General features: G+C 55.9%; 2 pseudogenes. Both read left to right on the top strand.

The features are described 5' to 3' along the window. Positions 1–167 (top strand): annotated as a pseudogene (locus BBD46_RS16130) (IS607 family transposase); the annotation flags it as partial. Beyond that, positions 160–792: pseudogene (locus BBD46_RS16125) on the top strand (transposase); the annotation flags it as partial. The pseudogenes BBD46_RS16130 and BBD46_RS16125, both read left to right, overlap by 8 nt.

Genomic DNA, 792 nt, shown 5'->3' with positions numbered 1-792 from the left:
CCATCACTGTCATCGAAGACGAGACGGACAAATCAGCACAGGAAGAGCTTGTTGACGACCTCATCAAACTCGTCGCCAGCTTCAGCGGGAAACTCTACGGTATGCGTTCATCGAAAAAGAAACAGGTTGTCAACACCGTCGAATCTGAGGTGAAAGCCGATGAGTGACCACCTCTCGCTCCCGATTCACCTCCCAGATGAGGACGATAAACGATTCGAGCGACTGGCAACACTCACCCGTCGTGTCGCCAACCATGTCCTTGGAGACCACTGGACGCCAGTCCATCTGGACGGCATTGCCGACGCATCGCATCAGGCGTGGAATTACTTCGATGAACACGAACCGTTCGACGAACTCGGCCTGTATCTCCCCTCGCGGTTTCGACGGTGCATCTTGCAGAAAGTCGGTGAAACGCTCCGAAGCCACGCCGACCGCCGAGACGCCTTCCAGTCCATCCAAAGCGTGTTGCCCGACCATAAAATCCGACGTATCCACCGTCGTCGCATCAAAGAACAACTCTGGGATGACGGTGACTACCTCTCGTCGGGATACGTGGACATCCTCATCGACCAACTCAACAGCTACTACGACCGTCATGGCACGTATCCTGCCACGTATTTCGAAATGCAGGACTGTCCAGAGTACGATAGCGGCGTGCTACCGTTTTCTGCGGACGACGGCCCAACGAGCGGCCAAGCCGTCAAATACCAGTATGACGCCGACAGTGAGACGCTGATCATTCGCCTCAAGACACCGGACACGCTGTCGCCGGAGACACGAGGTGACTGGTCG

It is taken from the genome of Natrialba sp. SSL1 (assembly GCF_001861355.1).
GTDB lineage: Archaea > Halobacteriota > Halobacteria > Halobacteriales > Natrialbaceae > Natrialba.
This window is presented reverse-complemented; position numbering and strand designations above follow the sequence as displayed.